Annotated in this window: 10 protein-coding genes; 4 read left to right on the top strand and 6 right to left on the bottom strand. The window is 45.9% G+C overall.

The window, feature by feature from the left end; translation table 11 throughout:
* The 6 genes from CWB98_RS06960 to CWB98_RS06935 form a co-directional block, all read right to left on the bottom strand.
* A partial coding sequence (locus tag CWB98_RS06960; RefSeq protein WP_171045602.1) for a beta strand repeat-containing protein occupies positions 1 to 5,550 on the bottom strand: 5,550 nt, incomplete at its 3' end.
* A gap of 137 nt (positions 5,551 to 5,687) precedes the next feature.
* Positions 5,688 to 6,302 carry a phage tail protein gene (locus CWB98_RS06955; protein ID WP_138544193.1) on the bottom strand — a complete coding sequence of 205 codons (615 nt, stop codon included), beginning with the start codon at positions 6,300 to 6,302 and terminating at the stop codon, positions 5,688 to 5,690.
* A gap of 169 nt (positions 6,303 to 6,471) precedes the next feature.
* Positions 6,472 to 6,945, bottom strand: coding sequence for a hypothetical protein (locus CWB98_RS06950; RefSeq protein WP_138544192.1), 474 nt, complete (start codon positions 6,943 to 6,945; stop codon positions 6,472 to 6,474).
* 173 nt (positions 6,946 to 7,118) lie between these two features.
* Entirely contained in the window at positions 7,119 to 8,090 is a 972-nt protein-coding gene (locus CWB98_RS06945) for a methionyl-tRNA formyltransferase (RefSeq protein ID WP_138544191.1), read from the bottom strand.
* Between the two features lie 9 nt (positions 8,091 to 8,099).
* Positions 8,100 to 9,338, bottom strand: a complete 1,239-nt coding sequence (locus tag CWB98_RS06940) for a hypothetical protein (protein WP_138544190.1) — start codon at positions 9,336 to 9,338, stop codon at positions 8,100 to 8,102.
* A 96-nt stretch (positions 9,339 to 9,434) separates the two neighbouring features.
* Positions 9,435 to 10,163, bottom strand: a complete 729-nt coding sequence (locus CWB98_RS06935) for a hypothetical protein (RefSeq protein ID WP_138544189.1) — start codon at positions 10,161 to 10,163, stop codon at positions 9,435 to 9,437.
* Between the two features lie 455 nt (positions 10,164 to 10,618).
* On the opposite strand from CWB98_RS06935, the gene CWB98_RS06930 reads away from it, so the two are divergent.
* From CWB98_RS06930 to CWB98_RS06915, 4 genes are read left to right on the top strand one after another with little or no spacing between them, the layout of a single operon-like run.
* On the top strand, positions 10,619 to 14,554 hold the full coding sequence (locus CWB98_RS06930) for a TOMM system kinase/cyclase fusion protein (protein ID WP_138544188.1): 3,936 nt from the start codon (positions 10,619 to 10,621) through the stop codon (positions 14,552 to 14,554).
* 2 nt (positions 14,555 to 14,556) lie between these two features.
* Entirely contained in the window at positions 14,557 to 15,030 is a 474-nt protein-coding gene (locus tag CWB98_RS06925) for a nitrile hydratase subunit alpha (protein WP_054013395.1), read from the top strand.
* A gap of 53 nt (positions 15,031 to 15,083) precedes the next feature.
* Entirely contained in the window at positions 15,084 to 16,235 is a 1,152-nt protein-coding gene (locus CWB98_RS06920; protein WP_138544187.1) for an amidohydrolase family protein, read from the top strand.
* 17 nt (positions 16,236 to 16,252) lie between these two features.
* On the top strand, positions 16,253 to 18,340 hold the full coding sequence (locus CWB98_RS06915; protein ID WP_138544186.1) for a YcaO-like family protein: 2,088 nt from the start codon (positions 16,253 to 16,255) through the stop codon (positions 18,338 to 18,340).
* Positions 18,341 to 18,556: the final 216 nt, after the last annotated feature.

The raw sequence follows: 18,556 nt of genomic DNA, 5'->3' as shown, positions 1-18,556 counted from the left end.
TTCCGCACCGGAACCCGCAATCAGCACATCGTTATCTTCGGCGGCATTGACAATACCGTCAGTCTCAATCGGCGTGGTGATGGTCACCGCAGATGGCGCCGTATTATCCAGCGTAATACTTTGCGTTGCTGCACTAGATGTGTTGCCCGCGGTATCTGTTTGAGTTGCCGATACAGTTAGAGTGCCGTTATTCAGACTACTGACGTCCAGCTCACTGCCACTCAGCGTCCAGTTACCAGATCCATCAGCAGTCACCGTACGGCTTACTGAGCTATTATTGTCGGTAATAGTCACGGTCACACTGTTACCCGACTCCGCGCCGGAGCCCGCGATCAGCACATCGTTGTCTTCTGCCGCATTAACGATACCATCTACTTCAATAGGCGTAGTGATACTGACCGCAGCCACGCTGGTGTCCACTGTTACAGACAGGCCTGAGCCATCAGCAGTATTACCAGCTGTATCAGTTGAGCGAGCTGTCATCGTGTGTGTGCCTGCTGATAAAGCAGACGTAGTGATAGTCCAGGTACCTAACGTTGCAGTGCCGGTGCCCACAGTACCATCAATGCTTGAAATTAACGTAATAGCACCGCCATTGGGGCCAGAACCGGTAAACGTCGCGGTAGTATCGTTGGTTATATTGTCCGTATTAGATGTACCAGTATCACTGCTTGCATCCAGATCAGGTGTGCCGGGCGCTGAAGGCGCTGTTGTATCTATTGTGACACTTAAGCTACTGGATGCCGCACTCTCGTTGCTGCTTGCATCCGTTGCTTTTGCTGTGATGGCGTGCGTTACACCAGCAGTGAGCGCACTGGTAGTAATCTGCCAGTTGCCGCCTGTTGCAGTACCGGTACCTATTACGGTTGTACCACCGCCTTCCTGGTCACTGTACAATCTAACTGTTGAACCGCTTTCGGCTGTACCACTGAAGGTTGGTGTGGTGTCGTTAGTGTTGTTGTCACTGTCTGACGAACCCGTGTCTGAGCTGGCGTCAAGGTCTGGCGTAGACGGTGCATTAGGTGCAACATCATCATTCACAGTGATCGTGAACGCTTCTTGGAATGTGGTTGTAGAATCACTGGTTTGTATACAAACGACATAGCTTCCGGCAGATAACGCAGCTTGTGTTTCCAGGTTAGACCCATTGATCTGGAAACTACCGTTGTTGGTGTCTGCACTACAAGTGCCATTGGCACTGGCGCCACTGCTGACAATAGAGTAGGTGTGACTATCGCTGGTATCAGGATCTGTAGTACTCAAAGTGCCTATATTGGCCCCCGCGCCAGTCGCTGACTGGTTGATCGACGTAGTATCGAGGCTAATATCTGTTGGATCATCATTTTGCGCAGTAATGGTAACAGATGCCTGATTAGTACCTGTGCTGTTTGCAGTCCCATCGTTAAAGGTGTAATCGAGCGTTACAGATGCCGGTGGCGCTTCTGAGCTGTTCTGATAAGTAATATTTTGCAACACAGAATCAACGATTGCAGATGTCGCATTGGTGTTAAACGTCAGCACCAAGGTGCCCGATGAATTGGTTGTTACTGTACCAACCGTGGTTGAGTTATAAGTAAAGGTACTACTTTCTGTAAGGGTTCCCAACAGGCCATTATTACCAAAGACATCCTGCGAGCTAGCACCGCCGTTTCGGGCTATGGTCAGGGTTGCATTGTTGTAATTACCCGCGCTGCTGTCGAGGGCATCCAGCTCAGTATCTGCAATCAAAACATCTGAGTCAATGACAATGGCAGAGCCATTTTCAGTAAATGTTTGTCCACCATTGAGGTTGCTAAAGGCTGGAACATCATTCGGCGTAATAAAGGTGATATCTGTATTTGCACCGTTGTCTGCCACTGTAAAATCAAGTGAATTAGCAGGTGCATTTGACAGGCTAATTGCCACTTCAATGGAGCTAAAGTCTGTCGAATTGGTATCTATCTGAAGTGTGCTGGTACCGTTAAAACGCACGTTGCTGGTTGTCAGGCCAGTGACACTATTTATAGTTATGATGTCGCCAACACTCAAATCGGTAATGGTGTCGCCGTTGAGATCAGATGCGTCGCCAACAAAATTATCGTTGCCTGCGTTACCTGTCATCGAGTCTGTACCACCACCCGGGCGGATGGTATCGGTACCGCTACCACCTGTGATGGTGTCGTTGCCGTCAAAGTCCGTGGCGGTCATATTGATGGTATCGCCACTCAGTGCACTGGCGTTCAGCGTAATAGCGTTACTGAGCGCAAAGCCCACTGCATTAGAGATAGTGACCGAGTTACCGTTTGAATCAAAGTTATCAGTCAGCGTAATATTAAAGATATTATTGGTACCAATTGCCAGGTTTTCGATTTCAGAAACGCTGGTATTGGTAAAGTTAAACGTGCCCCCGTCCATCAATTTGAGCGTTTCAGAGCCGGCAGCACCAGTAATCGCCGTAGTGAAGTTATTTGCCACGTTTGCCACGTCAATGGCCACCGTCGCCCCACTGGCCAGTGACAGGGTGCCAATATTAGTAAAGCCCCCACTACTGACATCAGCCCCATCAGACGCACTCACAGTATCCCCGGTAGTTGGGTCGCCTACCAACGAGCCATTAAAGGCACTACCAGCAATATCGAATGTAATAGCATCGTTAGACACGGTTGCATCTATTGTGGCAGATGCATTGGTGACTGTGATGGTCCGGGTGTTGGTGCTGTCGTCGTTTACTGAATAGGTCTCTATACCTGTCAGCGTTGTAAAATCGCCATCGCCACTAATTGTAATGGTCTCAGAGCCTGCAGCTGTCACTGTGCCCGTAAACGAAGCATTTTGCGCTGGGGTCATAGTCACAGATGCGCCACTGGCCAATGTCAGGTTAACGATATTCGCAAGCGTACCGCCTGAAATATTCGCCCCTGAAGACATAGATATAGTATCAGCTGTCGTGCCGTCGCCCGTGAGTGTACCGGTGTAACTCAAAGTGCCGATATCAAAAGTAACGGCGTCTGTAGATGACGAGGCCGTTACTGATGTACCAGCAGCCGCAACAGTGACCGTTCTGCTGTTAGTCGATGAATCGCCAACCGAGAAACTTTCCACATTTGCAAGTGTGGTAAAGTTACCATCACCCGAAATATTAATGGTTTCGCTGCCAGCCGCTGTGATTGTGCCTCCAAACAAGGCTGGCTGAGAGGCTGTCATGGACACACTTGCCCCACTGGCCAGCGTCAGGTTTTCAAAATTAGACACGGTTGCACCAGCAATACTGGCGCCCGAACTCATAGAAAGCGTGTCTGTACCTCCGGCGCCGTTGAGAGTGCCGGTTGCTGTCAAAGCGGCAATGTTTATGGTGTCGTTGCCGCTGCTTCCCGTGACATTTTGACCTGCTGAGCTAAGCGTAATGCTGTTTGCCGCGCCTAAAACATAGGTTTCGATGGCGCTTGCAGCGGTGAAACCGTCGGTTGCTGCAGAAATAGTTATACTTTCCGTCGCACTGCCGTTAACCGTGCTAAAGGCATCATGTTGTGCCTCCGTCATTGTCACAGAGGCATTCGCATCGACAGTTAGAGTTTCAAAACCGCTCACTGTCGCACCGGCAATACTGGCACCATTACCCAGTTGCAATACGTCGGTACCGCCGCTGCCAGACAATGTGCCTGTTGCTGTTACAGAGCCTGTTACAACTGTGTCAGCTGAGCTACTGCCCGTCACATTTTGCGCCGCACCGCCCAATGTAAAGGTAAAACCAGCACCCAAAACGTAAGTTTCAATGTCGGCATCACCAGAAATAGTTCCATCTCCATCAGCACTGCTCAGTGTAAATTGGTTAGTTCCTGCACCATTTATGGTGGTAAAGGACTCGTGCTGAGATTCGGTCAACGTAATGGACGCACCACTATCCGGCGTCAGCGTCTCAAAGCCACTCAGGGAGGTTAAATTTGCCAGGTTCGTACTGGTTGGAACAGAGAGAATATCGGTACCTGTTCCGCCACTTGCGGTAGAGCCAGAAGTATGGCTGGCATTGGCGATTGTTAGGGTTTCGTCCCCTCCCGCAAACGTAATAGCCGGGCTCAGATTTGTGCCATTGCTGGTATTAAAGCCCGCAGCTGTCGAGCTGGCAGCAGTGACATCCGTGACACTCACGGTTGCCGTGCGCGTTGTACTGCTCGCAGAACCATCGTTAATCACCACAGTCACGGTACGTGCCGTCTCGTTTGGCGTACTCGAAGTATTATTATAAGTAATAGCCTGAAGGAAAGTTGTGACTTCAGCAGGCGTTGCCGTTGCGCCCGTGATTGAAATGGTATCCTGCAAAGTGATATCAGAGGCACCCGATACACCAGTCAGGGCATTTTGCGCGGCGGCCGTTACATTCAGACCTTCAGATGCACCATCCTGATCATTGGTCAGTGTTATTGTTATGGTTTTTATGGTGTCACTGTCTGCATCCGTTGCAGAGGCGCTGCTGGCAATGTTAACCGCACCGCTGCCCTCAGAAAAACTGGCGCTACTGTCACTACTGCCACTCCCCGTATCCAGGTCAACAACTGGCGTGGTATTGGCGGTAGTAAAATTAAAGGTGGTGTCGTCACTGATCCCCGTGAAGGCGTTGCTGGATGTATCTGTTACCGCGCCTGAATCAATGCGAATAGCGTATGTCCGGTTACCGGTTAAATCACTGGTTGGGTTGAGGTAGACTTTGTCGCTGGTAATACTTACCCGGCCAGCCCCTGGTGAAGTCGTTGTACCATCGCTTTCGCTTGCAACATCAAATACTTCAAAGTCACTGCTATCGGTGACATTACGTATGGTGATATTACCACTGCTCAGCGCAATATCTTCATCAAAGTCTATGATGATGTTATTACTTACAGAAACATTGGTGGCGTTATCATTGGGGGTTGAAGTACCTCCTTCAAACTGAGGCGCCGTTGAATCAGACGCTGGTGCATCATCCACTGTGATGTTGCGGATTGCAAAGCGTGAGTCGTAAGCACTGGCGGGATCTGTATCCGGAAATGAAATGATCAAGGTATCAATGTCTTGCCAAAGCGCGTTATTAAAATCACTACTACGCGTGAAGCTAAAAGTCGTGCCCACTCCGGGCCCTACCGGTGGCGTTAAGTCAACCGTGACCGTTTGCCCACCGTCTTTAAAGCCGGTAAATCGAACCCGGTGTTCTGCATCAGTGGCAGTTGCGCGGACAAAGGTAATGCCATCAAAACTAAAATGTGTGCCTGCATTCTCCAGGAGTTTATAGGCCTTATCAGTCGCGCTTGCTCCAGAGTTACCAATAAAATTTGCTGCATAAAACGAGCTAAAAGCAACAGCAAAGCTCTCTGCTGTATAACTGTCTCCGCTTTCGCCACCATCCAGAATAAAAGTAACATCGCCGGCCGAATCGAGAGAAATATCCGGTACGCCACTTGCGCCATCTCTCACATCCGTTGGTGTACCTGTGCCGGAGGAATAATCCAATATCTTTTGGCCTGCCCAGATATTGCCGGAAAACAACGCTGCTGATATACCAGCCGACGTGACGGCGGTGGCAACTTTACTTAATCTCATTTAACTACTCCGTTAATTTACCTGGCCCAGTGACATTTTTTTGTTTTAATATTTACTTTAGTTTCATCGCAATTTAATGACATTCCATTGCTAAAGCGGGCCAACCCAGTGCATGGTCAGCCCATATCCAGTACTGATTAGTTACGAGGAGGGAACACCCCGTCCGTTGCAATCAGCCAGTTAACCGGTAACACCGGGTTTAATATATTCAAAGGTGCAGAGCCACCTGTGTTAGTAACAGTGACAGTGCCGCCCGCTGAGCCACCACCAGATACAGTGAGCCCCTCAATAGTCGTCAGATTTGCTGACTCAAAACCTGGTTTGAAGAAGCCGTCACTATTGTTTGCTGCTATATAAGAGCTAGTATCCGGGGTTTTGGTATTTGCTCCATTAGTAGCGACCTGTAGCGTACCACTGACTGGGTTTGTGCCACCAAGCGGCGTAAAAATCGCGGTGTGAGAGTGCGCAGGCATATGAATAATCTCAATACCTACCAGTTCAGTACCTTGTCTTTCACCTTGACGATAGTCCATACCACCTGGGCGCACACCAGCACCCACAGGGCTGCGACCGCGCAGATCTGGCAACGCGTATGTAGTACGCGCATCACCGCCATAAATGGTCCCGATTAACGCAAATAACGCCTGATTTTGTGAAATAGCCATAGTCTGGCCTAAACACATTGCAAAATTTCTGATTGTAAAAGCACCGCCGAAGGTACCCATTGAGCCAATATACGGGTCAGTAGACATATGAATTCCTCTCTAATTCGTAAACATACCCTTTAACGATAAACGCTCAGTACCACTAAAATTCACTCAGTAATTTATCGACTTGTTGCGACGAGTTCGCACCTACTACTTTATTTACTGCTTTGCCTGAAAGGCATATATGTGTTGTAGAGCTATCACTGCTCAGCTATCAATCAGGGTTTCCTTCTGGTAAATGTGGTGTAAAAACAGGTGGAATGAAAAACTCAGGCAATTGCACCCTGCGCGCTTCTCCACTCAGGACCTTATCAAGGCAGATTGTCCCGATATCATTAATGCTGACATTGAGCTCAGCCGGATCATCGCTGTCTGAAAAACGCCAGTATAATTCTGTGGTCTTATAACGTAAGAGTGCCATTAACGGGTAACCGTCAAACTCGCTGGGGCTATCGCAGAACCTTTCGTGACAGTCAACGAGCTTCTGCTCTCCCAAAAACTGGACTAGCAAGCTGCCCATTCCGGGGACTTCTAAAATACTGCACTCGCCCTGTGCGACAACTATCTCGCCAGTGCCTTCAACTTTCGCAATACGCTGCCCTTCACCGCTTGGTAAAGCACCTCCGTTATATGGAAACAACGTAAGATCATAACCATATCGGTTGGTCAGATTGATCTTTATATTCATATCTATCTCGCTTCTGAGTTAACGTTCAGAGCATAGTTAGAAATGCAGGATAATAAGTACATCGGCCAGGCCACTCACAAGTCCTTCTCAACTAAGCTACCATTGTAAAAGTTAGTACAAAGGTATAGGTTTGCAATTGATATACCTCAATCAAAACAACTAATTTTAGAACCCTACATTCTGCCCTCAGATGAGGCTGCCACTTCTAAACCTGGTTCAAGACCAAACAGCACGGCAAACCGATAACCATCAAAAATACCCTGCTCAGTTAAAATCGTATCCAGGCGAATCGCACCATCAACCGTTTTAATTAATAGCCCTTTGATCCTGTCGAGCTCTAAAATTGTGCCAGGCTTAATGCCTGCGAGCTTACACTCCATACTGCTGGCTTGCATAAGCTGCAGCATACCCTCACGAAATTTAAACCGGGCACCACCTAATTCGGCATTTGCTGCGCGCGCCAGATTCACAATCTCGGTGCTAGTATGATGTCGCCAGTCAATCAATAAATCTTCCACCTGAACATGGGCAGCGTAGCGAGGTTCACACTGCTCGCCATCAATGTCGATATGCTCGTTTTGCGCTTGCCAGTTCAAAGTTCCAGCGGCCTGCTGCTGAGCAAACTGCTCAAGCAAGGCGGGTACTGCCTGGGCTATCTTCTGATGAAAACATTGTGAAGTATCAAAAGGGTGCACGGGTAAATCAATATGCGTAGCAATATCGCCAGTATCAAGCTGCTCAGCGACTTTGTGTAAAGTCAGTCTCACTGTGTCTGCGCCCCTCTTAAGCTGCCAGAACACAGGCATTGGGCCACGATAATCAGGCAATGCACTGGGGTGAATGTTAAGTACATCACCGGCAAAAAAGTCTATCAGCTTGGCGCGCAGCTTATGCTTGAACAAATAGGCTATGCCACTGTTTGCACCCAGCCTGTCGAGATCGGCAATCAAGGCGTCGTCCGACTCTGTTTTATATTGCAGCATGGGAATTTGATGGTGGTGCAAAAAGCGCTGCAACTGAACAAGATCCGGATTGGGTTCAGCTTCTATCAATACAACACAACTAAGCTGGCCCCTTTGTAATAGGTACTGTACGGCAGTCAGGCATAAGCAGCTACCGCTGAATAAAGCGTATTTAACTTCCATGACAATCTCCTATGCTTTTACCGGAACAAACCCGGGCATGCCGCTCAGTTGGTAGTAAAATTGCACCGTATCGCCGCTATTGGCGACAAAGTGCGTGTGCTCAAGTTCACGGGGCCGGGCATCAACATAGAAGTTCATATCAGGTTTAGGGTGTGTAATGCCTGAGTCGTATTGATCCAGTCCTTCTTCACCAAACGTGTTGATTTGGGCATAAATCGCCAAAATACGTGTCGACATGTCCTCAACGCCAGTTGGTATTGTGATTGTATTCGCCGCAACAACCCGAATGTCATCTTCAAGCTCTATCTCTGTCATCTCTAACAACGCAGACTTATCAATACGCATCAGCTCGCCCAGTTCAACACGCTCATTTATGGCGCTGTCACGCAAATGGTCTGAGTGACAATACTCGGCGTCTTTCCACTGCTGATTATATTCCGTTTCGCCGTGGATCATCATGCCTTTAATCGATACAGAGCGCGGGATCATCCAGCCATCGAGTGTCAGGAATTTAACTAGGTGTTTTGCAATAGCCAGCTGCCCTTCGCGGGTAAAACCGTGTTGCATGGCTTCAAGCACCAGCAAGTCAACAGCCTGCTCTGGCTCATATACCGTGGCATCTTCTTCGATGATGTCTGCGACAAACTCACCGAGTTGCAAATCATCAAGCAGCTGTTTTAGCGTTACGATGGCACCTGGGTGTGTATCTACAAATAGCACCTTTATTTGCTCATGGTTAAACTCGTTGTGATTTTTATAGTAACTGAGTAAAGGCAGTATCAAAGGTGCGAATGGGCCACAGGCAGGATACAGAATAGTGATAGAGTCCTTATGAGACAGCATGCCACGTATTGCTTTATCAATGCCTTTTGCGTAGCCCTGAATACGGTATATGTCTTTAATAGTATGGCGACTATTATAAGGAGACATGATCAAACCCGTCGGTGCAATATATTGACGAGTCAATAGTTCTTCACTGAGTTCAGCCATCGACATTGACTGCAAAGCATGTTCGTACATGGCTTCGAAAGCAGCTGTAAGCTGCGCGTGAGTTGCTTGCGTGGTGCTAAATATGAGTGCCATCGCATCCACAAAGCTCTGAGTAAGCGCCTGTTGTCTTTGTGCGGTGGTGAGTTTGGCCTTGAGTAAAGATTCAAGTTGATTTCGGACGGTGTGTTTTAAGAGTTGATCAATTTTTGGGTCAGCATAATCTGTTACTGACATATTACGCATCTGATGTTTTTCCATAGGGCGCTACCTAAGTATAATATTTCCGTGATTACATGGCGTTACCCGACATACTTTAGTGTCATAAGTAACGCCTGTCAGCGTTCACTGTTTAGTCTAGTTGAGTGCCGACAATTTGCGAGTGTCGATATTAAAGACCCATTTTCGGTCGTTCAGTTTGCCTCCTGAAACCAGGATATGCTGAGTCCCATCCAGTGATCTGTACAGCGGCTTTTTACCTAACCGTGAACGGCCGTACGAGTATAAAAATACGCCATTATTACTGAATACTTTGATGCTGGCAGTGCCCATTTCAAGAATATGAATGTGGCCATGGGTATCTAATGTAATTTTCTTAGGTCCGTTTAATTGGCCATCAAGTTCAGTACCAAACTCGCTGATCTCTGTGAGTTTTTCACCATAAAAATTTGCTACGGTGACAGAATGCTGGCCTCTTTCAATGAGATAAAGCAATTGCTGATTTGGCTCTATGGCAAAATCGTTAAGGCTGCTAAATCCTTGCGGCAATTTAATCGTTCCGCTAGGGTTACCAGACAAGTCGAATACGTGTATCTCGCTGCTCGTCTCAAAGTAAATAAATATTTGTGAGTTATAGCGTCTTGCCACAGCGGGTTTTAAGGTGAGTTGCACAGCATCTCCATTGGGAGATTCTATTGAGACTTTCGGCGCTTCAATTGCCAGTGTGTCTAGCAGCTCGCGACTCACACGTTGCGTGTCCTGCTCTGAAAATGTAAATGAAGTGCTATTTGCGGCAAGTGCAGTGACAGGCAATACACCACTCGCACATAAGTATGAGCTTGTTTTAAGAAAAGTACGACGTTCCATCTTTATACACCATTAGCGACCGAAAAACTGGTTTATTATTACAAACTACTGAATAATTAGATATTACACTATATTACACTTCAAACAACATATACCAATTAAGTACTGGAACCAGCCATAAACGTAGTAATTTAGCACTTTTCCTTGGTAATTTATCCCAATACTAAGCCAGAAGCATTTGACCCTCTATTGATAATCGGTGAAGATTACCGGCAAGAACAACAGCATGTTTCAGACCAATCAGTAACTATTGAAATTGTTGAAATTTACTCAAGTAACGAGATAAGTTGCCGATAATCGATACGACCTTCATCTTAGTGAAATCTGTCTGATGTCAAATAAAAAGATAGTAATGGCAAGGATGTTGAAAAAACATTGTAATAATCGTAATTCTTAACAATAATTTAGAGCTTAGGTTCGAACCCTGTTAACAAATTAGATAAAAATAAAAGACTATGCCACTAACTCAATTTTCTGATCCTTACATTCAGGATCGCTTTCAGTCGACGCAATATGAGCTCATCCACAAGATAGGCGAAGGCGGCTTTGGTAAGGTTTACAAAGCGAAGAATAAAAACACGGATCAGGTCGTGGCAATCAAGTTTCTGGCACTTGAGCCTCACCTGGACGAAGCTAAAAAGCATCGCTATGTTGAGCGATTCAAACGCGAAACCTCTCTCAGCAGCCAGCTGCAGCACCCACATATTGTGCGGCTGCTGGATAAAGGCCAGGTAGACGAAAACCTGCTGTACGGCGTATTTGAATATGTGGAAGGTCAGTCACTGCGCGAACACCTTATTCAGGAAGGCGCGTTAGACGCCGTAGACGCCACCGACATAATGTTGCAGGTACTGGATGCCCTGATCCATGCACACCAAAAAGGCATAGTCCACCGGGACATTAAACCCGCTAATATCATGCTGACCCAGGCAGGCGCAAAAACCTACGCCAAAATTCTCGACTTTGGTATCGGCACGCTCAGTCAGGAAAGCCGCCATCAGGACTTTGCCACACTGACACTCACCCAGGAAACTCTGGGTACACCTTCGTACAGTGCCCCCGAGCAATTGCGTGGTGAACCAGCTTCTGCCAAAACGGATATCTATGTTTGGGGTCTGGTATTTTTGGAGTGTCTGACCGGGTTACCAGCCGTTACCGGCTCCAGCATTGCCTCGATTTACCACAAGCAATTGAGCGATGTGCATATTCCGCTGCCCAGTGCCTTGCTTGGCCACCCGCTATCGGGATTGTTGCGTCGTGTGCTACAAAAGAATGCCACAGAGCGGGTTATCTCAGGGGAAGAAGCCTTCACCGAACTGAATTCTATGAATGTGTCTAACCTGGTGGGCGTGCTGGCAGATGTACAGGCGCAACATGGTTACGACGATGCCACTGTGGTGCTGCGCACCGATGACCCTAGTCACCCCGGCCAGCAAGATTACACTACGCTGACAGAGCGCAAACAAATCACCGTTATGGCACTGCGCCTCAGCGCCAAAATACTCGATGAAAACGCCAAAGACCTGGATGTAATCGATACCCTGTTCAAATCACAGCGCAACACCTGTATTGATATTGCAACCCGCTTTGGAGCTTATCATGTGGGCAACCTGGCCGATACTGCGCTGTTCTACTTTGGTTACCCCATTGCCAGCGACAACGACACGCGGCTGAGCGCACGTACCGCACTGGATGTGATCAGCGAACTGGGCAAGCGTAATGCGCTGATGCAGGAAGCCCACGGCGTGCAACTCAACGCCCATATTGGCCTGCACTCGGGTATTTTTGTCACTTACGCCAATGCCGTACCAGAAGGCCATATTGCTAACACAGCCATGCAACTGGCGCGCCATGCTGGCGAACGTCAAATATTGTGTACCGCAGAGTCACGCGCCATCCTTGAGCCATACAGTGAGTTCGATTATTTCGACAATATGCAGCTGGGTATGGCGTTTGAACAGCAAGCCATTTATAACCTTAAAGGCGAAAAACGCGTCGAAGCCTTTGGTTTTATGCGTGGTACGCGCCATCACCACAAACTGATTGGCCGTCAGAGCGAGCTGGATAAAACACTATCCATCATCAATAACGAACAACAAACCACCCGGGTTGCCCATATTTACGGTGAAGCCGGCATTGGTAAGTCGCGATTACTGCAAGAAATTCGTGCCAACGCCGGTAAATACCAGCACCTGGTTGCCCAGTGTTTGCCGGAGCACCAGAACAACGCGCTCTACCCTATTCTGACGCTGGTACGTTATCTGTTTAACACCAGCAACCTCAGCAATACCGAGGTCATAGACCTGTTTGTGTCGCTGCTTAATGAACAGGACAGCACACTCAACACAGAGACCATTTTGCCAATCCTGCTGGTGTGGCTGAACATTGAGTTGCCCGAAGACATGCAGCCATCGTCACTGGCGCCGGATGCACAGAAAGAGTTACTGTTTAAAGGCCTGAGTGCCCTGCTGCTGTCGCACAAATTCAGCCTCAGCAACCATAAGCTGTACATCATTGAAGACATTCACTGGGCAGACTCCACTACTTTGGAGTTTATCCACCACTTTGCAGCCAACCTGAGCGATGGCAGCGTGCTGATCAGCACCTCGCGCCAGCCTAAACCAGACAGTCTGCACGACCTGACATTGCTGGAGCTGGAGCTACACAAGCTCACCGCCAAAGCAACTGAAGACTTCATCGAGCAACTGTTCGAAGGCAAAGCCGTCTCGAAAAACGTACGCGATATCCTGGTTAGCCGCACCGATGGCATCCCGCTGTTTATCGAAGAGCTGGTTGACATGCTGAAACAAAAAGCACTCGTCAGCGAGCAAAGCGGCGAAATCAACTTCGTCAGCCCGGATAAACTCGATCAGGTCCCCAGCAGCCTGCGCGAATCACTTCAGCAAAAACTCGACAGCCTGGTACACGCTAAAGAAACCGCACAACTCGCCGCCACCATAGGCCGCGAATTCGAATACGACCTGCTCGTCGCCGCGTCATCACTCAGCGAAGATCAGATCCAAAACGACCTGAATGAACTGATCGAGAAAGACCTCATCATTCAACAGCGCCGGGTTGAAAATGATAGCTATATCTTTAAACACGCGCTGGTGAGAGATGCGGCTTATGGGAGTATGTCAACTCAAGTTAGCAAAGAAAATCACACCAAACTAGCTGCGACAATTGAGCGACTCAGAGATGTTAGCAATAGCTCCGTTATCAGCATTTTAGTTATACATTTCAGTGCTGCAGAAGACTTTTTAAACGCATCAAAATATGCAAGGCAAGCCGCTAACATTCTTATGAACAGAAGTGCATATGTTAATGCGCTGCACTTTGCAGAGACCGCATACGAGCTGATGGAAAAAGCAAATTGCCCTATAAGTGAAAAGTTAGAGCTTAACAATTTGATCACTACAGCCTCAATGACAGTTCATGGCTGGGCATCAGAAAAAGTTGAGAGCCTTATGGCACGAGCACAACAGTTGCTAAGTGCTATGCCAGAAAAAACAGTAGCACAAAGCTTTCCTATCTATTGGGCATCCGCAACATACCACAATGTGCGAGGAAACCACCAAAAAGTTGCAGAGTTGGTTGATGCTGCATTCAAATTAGAAAATATAGGTGATAGTGAAGAAAGCGCTTTGTTTGCTCTCCAGGGCCACACAAACTGGATGCAGGGAAATCTAGACTTATCTTACGAGTGTTGTTCAAAGGCAATAGAGCTTTATTGTGAAGAACGAGATAGAGACCACGCGAGTATTTTTGGGCATGATACAAAAGTTTTTGCACTGAGTGTTCAGTCATTGATTCAAGCCTGCTGGAACAACACTGAGCAGGTTACCGCACTGTACATTGAAGCAAACCAATACGCGGAAGATATTGGTTCATACCATAGCCAATGTATGGCAAAAGTTTATCAGTGCTGCTGTCAATATCAATTAAGAAATCCAGAGAACATACTTAAGTTATCCAGGGAAATTACCGAACTTTGTAACCGAGAAAAACTGATGAACTGGACAGGTTTAATTTCGCTACTGGAATCTTGGGCTAACAAGGATTCGAAAACCGCAGATACAGCTTATCAAGGTATCCTTTCAATCGGTATGACTCAAATGCAAGGTTATTGGTCTGCTTTAATAGCGGATATTGAGATTTCTGAACAAAAACACGCTGAAGCAAGTCAGAGACTAGAAAAAGTAATAGCTCACTCACTTAATGTAAATGATAACTTGTTTGTTCCAGAGTTATATCGGCTACAGAGTATAGCGTTGGCACACTTAGGTGAAACTGAAAAATCCACCCACTATCTCGAACTTGCTCGTGAAGCGGCTGCTTCAATAGGTATAAAAACGCATCAATTTTTAGACAATAGTGAAAATAGGACATAGAAATGACAGAACCAAAAAACGTCTCTTTAGCTGGAGATGAAGCTTTCTTACCGGCTGTAAATCTGATTTATAACTGGCGCTCAACATGGGTACGTGCAATAGCTCGAGCATGGGTTGATGAAGAGTTCAAAAAGCTACTGGTAGAAGATGCGAAGCAAGCTTTTGAAAAAATGGGCTTTACCGGCACTTCAGAGATTCTCTCTGATGGCGAGGTAGATCTATGGAACCTCCTCGACGTTGAAGTAAAGCTTGCCGATGATAACCCTGACAATCAGTACGTGAACCCAGGTGATTCTACAGATGCCAACGTAGAGCAATTTACCCACAATGGATGGTACAGAGCTGTTGAAGAAGGCTTGTTAAAAATGAAGCTAACATTAACTCTGCCTCCAGAGCCTAGTGATCCTAAATGGAACGCATTAGCACTGGGTGATTACGAAGCCGCAGGTAAGATTTATCCAATTACTGGTTGTTAAATAACTTGAGTACTTCCCTTATACAAGGGAAGTACTCAAAAAATGAGAGAATAATGTATAAAGTTTTTGATTCTGACCGTCATGTCGTAGAACCTGTAGAATTATGGGACAACTATATTGATGAAGAACAAGTAGGTGAGTACCGTGTTAGCCTAAAAGAGGATACTCTTGAAGAGGCGCAACTCAGAGCAAAAAAATATGGTAACCTGCGAAGTGCAATTCAATTGATACCAACCCTATATGTTGGGCAACACCCAATCTTTAATCATTGGAGCGAAGAGCTTCAAATTGAATCAACACACCAACAAGACAGTAGCCAGTTAGAAAGGCTTTCAGCCATGTCAGGGAAAGGGCAATTAGCTTCTATGGACCTGCATGGAATTGAAAAGGCCGCTATCTTTCCGACATTCGCATCATATGTTATTAATCACGCAGAGATTTCAGCTAAAAGCTCTCTTGCATATGCTGAAGGCTACAACGAGTGGTTAAATGAATATGTAAGCGCTGACAAAACAAGGCTTCTTCCTGTCGGTGCTGTTAGCAGGCACGACCCAGAAACTCTTGCACAGCAAGTTAAAGCAATCGCTAGCTATGGCTGGACTACTATTTCAATAAGACCTGAAGTTATCAATGGGCATTCTTTGGGATCTCAAGCATATGAGCCATTTTGGCAAGCTTGTGAAGAGTATAATATAGGTATCTGCCTCCACGGTGGATCAAATCTGCACGGCAGCACTGCTGGTAGTGAACGATTCACTTCCAGGTTCGGATTACATGCTTGCTCCCACCCAATTGAACTGCAAATGGCATTTGTTTCTCTATTGGAAAATGGCGTTTTTGAAAAGTATCCGAAGCTGAAATTTGCTCTTTTAGAAGGCGGAGGCTCTTGGGTTCCATATTGGCTGTGGAGATTGGATAACATTTGCTACCCTGAATATCCAAACTTAGTAAAAGACAATATTAAGAAATTACCATCTGAATACTTTAAGTCTCATTGTTGGGTTAGTATTGAAGATGGGGAACCATGTATTAGAGAACTAATAGATTACATTGGTTCAGATCGTCTTCTGTTCGGTAGTGACTATCCACACCCAGACCACTTGGACTCTGAGAGCTCGGATGACAAAGAAGAGTTTTCATTTCTAACAGAAACTGAAAAAAAAGAAATTTACGAGCTTAATCCAAGTAAGTTTTTTAATTTTTAAATCTAAGCGACTAAGCCTTGAAAGAAATTTATCTTATCAGTGATGAATTCAGCACCTATCCAACAGACTATGGACTATTTTTATTAGGTGATAACTCTCACTACTTCATAGACAGGCAGTATCTGCCAATCGCAAATTCACTGAAATCAGGGCTTTCAGCTTCTGATTTATTTGGGAGTGATATAAGCATATATGAATCAGCCGTTTTATTTAAAAAAATTGAGGATTTAAAGGCTTCTGGCATAATCGTAGAGCACAGTGGCCAGCGATTAGAAGGCGTATCACAAGTTAGGGAGACATTTGAAGGTCTGTGTATTTCAGAATCTCTACAATCCTCTTTTATTCCGGTGGAATTTTGGCGAGAAGTCGTTGAGTCAAGCCAACTCAATGGTCGTTTAAACGTAATCCTTACAGCAAAACTAGATCTGTCACTAATCCATCTGATAGAGCAATCTGTAAAAAAACCTTCGATAGTTATAAAAATAACAGGCAAAGATATATGGGTTACCCGACCTTTCGCCCATACAGAAAGGCAGAACGTTGAAGCTTTGATTAGTCAAGTTTCAGCAAATACACCATTCGAAGGATATCTTAAAAGCCTAGGCCACGACCTCTACTATGCTTCTTATAAATCGAATCTAGATCTTTTAAAGGAGAATAAAGCCAGATTAGTTTCTCTTTTGAATTGCATTGACTTAAAAGAAGACACAATAACGACATTTTGCCTAGTAAATACTAAAGAAGCCAAACATAACGTCAACACATTTATCAGGCAGGGATATGATTTTAATAAAGAATCAAGTCATGTTGAGTTGGCGGATTGCTTTGTAAACTATAAGCATGATTGCGGTACCAGAGTGCAGTCTCCACATAGTACGCTTGATAAATTAATGCCGCTTATTAGTCCAATAACAGGTGTTATCACGCATTTAGAAAAAGAAGAACTAGGCGCTTACTCATCTATACCTGTATACAAAGCGGCGTATAACAAGCCATTGTATAAAAATAGTTTTGAGCGCCCTTCAAATGAGGCTTTCATTCAAGGAACTATGGGCAAAGGGGAAACAGACATTCAATCTCAAGTCAGTGCTATCTGCGAGACAATAGAGAGATTTAGCGCTATTTTTAAAGGGTATGAAATTCCGATAAAATCATGTCAGAGCAAACTCGACCTTTACTCTTACTCATATCATGACTTAGCACCTTATTCAGAAGCCCAATATCGAAACTTCAATACTCCAGAGCATTCAGACTCCAAAAGAAAACAAGCTTGCAGAAAATACACCGACCAAGAAACGCTTTGGTACAAAGCAACCTCTTTGATAAAAAAATCACCAGTATACGTTCCCTTTACCTTTTGCTTTTCAAACACACCTTTTGAAGATGAGAAATTTGGCAGGTGGCATTCAAATGGTTGCGCAGCGGGAAATACAATAGAAGAGGCAACGCTACAAGGGTTACTAGAACTAATTGAGCGAGATGCAATCGCCATCTGGTGGTACAACAAAGTAGCTCGGCCTGCATTTAGTATGGACAAGCTAGCTACCACATTACTCGAACGATGTGATCAAACCCTGGGGAAAGACTTTGATTATTGGTTATTAGATATCACAAACGATGTTGGCGTAACTGTGATTGCAGCAATTGGAAGAGAAAAAGCTTCAGGCAAATATAGTTTTGGATTTGGTTGCCACATTGTTGAGGAAATTGCAGCACAACGAGCACTGACAGAACTTTGCCAATTAATAGCAGCAAAAGAGCAAAACAGCTGTATATTTGATAGAAGTAAAATCGATACTGGCAATTATCTAATGCCACATGAAGACGTTTTACCTGCTAATAAAAGTATACAGTTCTCTGAAAATTTGAAGGTAATGATCGAAGCTATAGCCAAGCAGCTGGATACGTTGAATATTGAGGTATTGTTGTTGAATTACACAAGGCCAGACATTCCTATCAATACAGTCAAGCTATTCGCTCCGGGCCTATGTCACATGTGGCCACAACTAGGTAACCCCCGGCTTTACCAGACACCGGTAAAACTAGGTTGGCAGGAGGAAGCATTGACCGAGCAGACGATTAATCAACAAGGGTTGTATATTTAATTACGTTGGCCTTGATGGATGGGAATAACTCAAATTGAAACACCCTCTCGCCATTGGAAGATACCGGCTCAATGCCGGTATGACTGTATAGAGTGAGTATATTTGAAGTGAAAAAGGGACGTATTTGTAGCGAGAATACTCTGTTTACATAGCCCCAGAGTCCAGGTTCGACGTGCTTCACCCGCCCCAAAATTCTGTGCCCTACTCCACGGCTAA

The sequence above is a fragment of the Pseudoalteromonas rubra genome (assembly GCF_005887115.1).
GTDB classification, from domain to species: Bacteria; Pseudomonadota; Gammaproteobacteria; order Enterobacterales; family Alteromonadaceae; genus Pseudoalteromonas; species Pseudoalteromonas rubra_F.
Note: the sequence above shows the minus strand (reverse complement) of the source record. Positions and strands in the feature narration are given on the sequence as shown.

Bases quoted from the DNA above. Each gene is read 5' to 3' on its own strand.
- CWB98_RS06955 (WP_138544193.1), bottom strand. From the start codon at position 6,302: ATGTCTACTGACCCGTATATTGGCTCAATGGGTACCTTCGGCGGTGCT.
- CWB98_RS06950 (WP_138544192.1), bottom strand. From the start codon at position 6,945: ATGAATATAAAGATCAATCTGACCAACCGATATGGTTATGATCTTACG.
- CWB98_RS06945 (WP_138544191.1), bottom strand. From the start codon at position 8,090: ATGGAAGTTAAATACGCTTTATTCAGCGGTAGCTGCTTATGCCTGACT.
- CWB98_RS06940 (WP_138544190.1), bottom strand. From the start codon at position 9,338: ATGGAAAAACATCAGATGCGTAATATGTCAGTAACAGATTATGCTGAC.
- CWB98_RS06935 (WP_138544189.1), bottom strand. From the start codon at position 10,163: ATGGAACGTCGTACTTTTCTTAAAACAAGCTCATACTTATGTGCGAGT.
- CWB98_RS06930 (WP_138544188.1), top strand. From the start codon at position 10,619: ATGCCACTAACTCAATTTTCTGATCCTTACATTCAGGATCGCTTTCAG.
- CWB98_RS06925 (WP_054013395.1), top strand. From the start codon at position 14,557: ATGACAGAACCAAAAAACGTCTCTTTAGCTGGAGATGAAGCTTTCTTA.
- CWB98_RS06920 (WP_138544187.1), top strand. From the start codon at position 15,084: ATGTATAAAGTTTTTGATTCTGACCGTCATGTCGTAGAACCTGTAGAA.